We start from the raw sequence: 3,435 nt of genomic DNA, 5'->3' as shown, positions 1-3,435 counted from the left end.
CGTAGGCACCGACCGTTGGGCGGTGCGGCCGTGACCGGTGCTGCGCGCATCGACCCACGGTCGATGCCTACCGGTTCTGGTCTTGATCAGGCCGCCGGAACGGCAGCACCACGAAGTCGCGGCCCTCGCGCGGTTGCCACAGCACCGGCACGCGGGTCGGGGAGGGCGGCTCCAGATCGGCGTCGCGCGCTGCCTCGGTGTCGTCCTCTTCCTCGTCCTCCCAGCTGTAGCGCTTGCGTGGCGCCATCGGGTCGGAGAGGCGGAACAGCAGCGCGCTGATGATGCCGGCGAAGGCACCGCCCATATGCGATTGCCAGGACACGCCCGGCTCGTGCGGCAGGATGGTCAGCAGCATGCTGCCGTAGAACAGGAAGGCGATCAGCCCGGCGGCGATCGCTGGCCGGTCGCGGCGCAGCAGGCCGAGCACGAACACCAGGAACATCAGGCCGTGGGTGATGCCACTGGCGCCCAGATGGCGGCTGCCCAGATCGCCGAGCAGCCAGGCACCGAGCCCCGAACCGACCCACAACAGGGGCAGCGCGCGCACGGTGGCCTTGGGATAAACGCTGCCGGCCAGGGTGCCGAGGATCAGCAGGGCTGCCGCATTGGCACCCAGATGCTGGATCGAGCCATGCAGCAGCGGTGCACCGAGAATGCCGAGCAGGCCGGCCTTGTCCAGCGGGGCAACCGCCCACGGACGCCAGTCGAAGTGGCCCTGGGCGGTATACACCGCGACCAGCAGCAGCACGAAGGCCAGGCTCAGGTTGAACGCCCGCAGTACACCACCACGGTCGTTGCGGGACGGGACCGGCGGCGCGCCGGTGGGCTGGGGCAGGTTGGCGTTCATACCCTTAGGGATGGCGTCGCCCCGGATGAACACAAGGGCAACGCCGTGGGAGAGAGAGGTACCGCCTGCGGGACAATCCCGCAGGCGGCACGGTCGGTCAGGCGTGGCCGCCTTCCTTCGGCGGGTTCTTCAGGCTCAGCACCACGGTCGCGGCGATGATCACCGCCACCACACCCAGCGAGATCGGGGTGGGGATCTTGAAGAGGTCGATCAGCATCATCTTGATGCCGATGAAGGCCAGCACCAGCGCCAGGCCGTACGGCAACAGGTGGAAGCGATCGGCCATGCCGGCCAGCAGGAAGAACATCGCGCGCAGGCCCAGCACCGCGAAGACGTTGGAGGTCAGCACGATGAACGGGTCGGTCGTGATCGCAAAGATCGCCGGGATGCTGTCCACCGCGAAGATCACGTCGGTCACCGCGATCAGGATCAGCACCACGAACAGCGGGGTGTACCAGCGCTTGCCATCGCGCATGACGCTCATGGCGTTGCCGGCATAGTCGGGCAGCAGGCGCAGGTGCTTGCGCATCCAGCGCAGGGCGGGGTTGGTCTCCAGATCCGGCTCGCTGCCGGCCGAGAACCACATCTTCCAGCCGGTGAACAGCAGGAACGCGCCGAACACGTACAGCAGCCAGTGGAACTTGGTCAGCAGCACGCTGCCGGCGAAGATCATGATCGTACGCAGCACGATCGCGCCGAGGATGCCGATGATCAGCACCTTCTGGCGCTGTTCCTCGGGCACCGCGAAGTAGCCCATGATCATCAGGAACACGAAGATGTTGTCCACGGCCAGGGCTTTCTCGACCAGGTAACCGGTCAGGAACTCCAGGCCGACCTTGTTGGCCACCACCTGGCCGGCGGTCTCGTTCAGGTAGTACCAGAGGCCACCGTTGAAGGCCAGGGCGAGGGCGACCCAGCCGATGGACCACCACAGGGCTTCCTTGAAGGTGACCTTGTGTGGGCCGCCGTGTCGCATCAAGACGAGGTCGACCAGCAGCGCGATGATCACCACCGCGCCGAAGCCGCCCCACAACCACACATTACCGATCGTCTGCATTGGGTTTATCCGTTGGAAAAAATAGATTGCCTCAAGCCGGATGGCGAGGATCTGCAACGGAGGATCGGGGGGATCCAGGGACAGAGCTTCGCCATACGGCGAAGGTCTCGCTCGCAGTCCCGATGGGTGGGACTGCCGTTGCACCGGAGCCTGCGGGCTCGAATTGACGGCGACAACGTCTGGGAGCTACTCCCCTTCTGGGGCCGATTCTGCGGGGTGCCGGGGCCGGCGTCAAATGGCGGCCTGCCGGCCGGGGCCGGGGGCCGTTTACAATACGCCCATGAATACCCCTGCCCCCGTTGTCCGCCTCAAGAACGCCTGGCGCTCCAGCCACCCGTGGATCTTCCAGAAACTGGTCGAAAAGCCGGCCGTCCGTCCCAAACCCGGTGCCATCGTCGACGTCGTCGGCGTGGACGGGGAGTGGATCGGCCGTGGCTTCTACAACGGTCATTCGCGCATTGCCGTGCGCATCCTGGAGACCGATCAGGCCATCCCGGTCGACGCCGGCTGGTTCTCGCGCAAGATCGCCCAGGCGGTGTCGCTGCGCCGTGAGGTGCTCAAGCTGGATGAGATCTCCGATGCCTGGCGCGTGGTCCACAGCGAAGGTGACGGTCTGTCCGGCCTGGTCGTGGACCGCTACGGCGACCTGGTCGTGGTCGAATTCTTCGCCGCCGGCATGTTCCGCCACCGCGAGTGGGTGTATGAAGCCCTGCGCGAACAGTTCCCGGGCTGCCGTTTCCACAGCTTCGCCGACGAACACGTGCAGAAGCAGGAGAGCTTCGACTTCCACGGCAACACCACCACCGAAGCCTCGGTGATCACCGAGTACGGCGTGAAGTTCCGCGCCGACCCGGCCGGTGCGCACAAGACCGGCTTCTTCGCCGATCAGCGTGAGAACCGCCAGTGGCTGAGCCAGCAGGTGGAAGGCAAGACCGTGCTGGACCTGTGCTGCAACACCGGTGGCTTTGCGGTGTATGCCGCCGCGCGCGGTGCGGCCGAAGTGGTCGGCATCGACATCGATGAAGACGTGATCGCCATCGCCAAGGGCAACGCCAAGCTCAACAACGTGCGCCCGAAGTTCATCCAGTCCGACATCTTCCCGTGGCTGCGCGATGCGTCCAACCGCGGCGAGAAGTTCGACGTGGTGATCCTCGATCCGGCCAAGATGACCCGCGACCGCGACCAGGTCATCACCGCGCTGAAGAAGTACCTGGACATGAACAAGCTGGCGCTGGGTGTGGTCAAGCCCGGTGGCCTGCTCGCCACGTTCTCGTGCACCGGCCTGGTGGCCGAAGATCAGTTCCTGGACATGCTGCGCCGCGCCGCGTTCTACGCCGGCCGCACCATCCAGATCCTGAAAGTGGCCGGCGCCGGTCCGGATCATCCGTTCATGGCCCACGTGCAGGAATCGCGCTATCTCAAGGCCGTGTTCTGCCGCGTGGTGGATTGATTCGCACCGGGATCCCGGCCACGTTAGGCATCGGGTAGTGGGGGGGGGGGGGGGGGGGGGGGGGGGGGGGGGGGGGGGGGG

Annotated in this window: 3 protein-coding genes; 1 reads left to right on the top strand and 2 read right to left on the bottom strand. The window is 66.2% G+C overall.

The features are described from left to right. Positions 1 to 67 precede the first annotated feature (67 nt). Together ACE026_RS13720 and ACE026_RS13715 are read right to left on the bottom strand one after the other, a co-directional pair. Positions 68 to 847: a rhomboid family intramembrane serine protease gene (locus tag ACE026_RS13720; RefSeq protein WP_486039410.1), complete on the bottom strand. Its 780-nt coding sequence runs from the start codon at positions 845 to 847 to the stop codon at positions 68 to 70. A 97-nt stretch (positions 848 to 944) separates the two neighbouring features. Continuing rightward, complete coding sequence (locus tag ACE026_RS13715) at positions 945 to 1,904, bottom strand: TerC family protein (RefSeq protein WP_486039409.1); 960 nt, start codon at positions 1,902 to 1,904, stop codon at positions 945 to 947. 280 nt (positions 1,905 to 2,184) lie between these two features. Here ACE026_RS13715 and ACE026_RS13710 point away from each other — a divergent pair, with 280 nt between their 5' ends. After that, positions 2,185 to 3,354, top strand: coding sequence for a class I SAM-dependent rRNA methyltransferase (locus ACE026_RS13710; protein WP_121043714.1), 1,170 nt, complete (start codon positions 2,185 to 2,187; stop codon positions 3,352 to 3,354). Positions 3,355 to 3,435 lie beyond the last annotated feature (81 nt).

The sequence above is a fragment of the Stenotrophomonas sp. AGC87 genome, from assembly GCF_057333975.1.
This window is presented reverse-complemented; position numbering and strand designations above follow the sequence as displayed.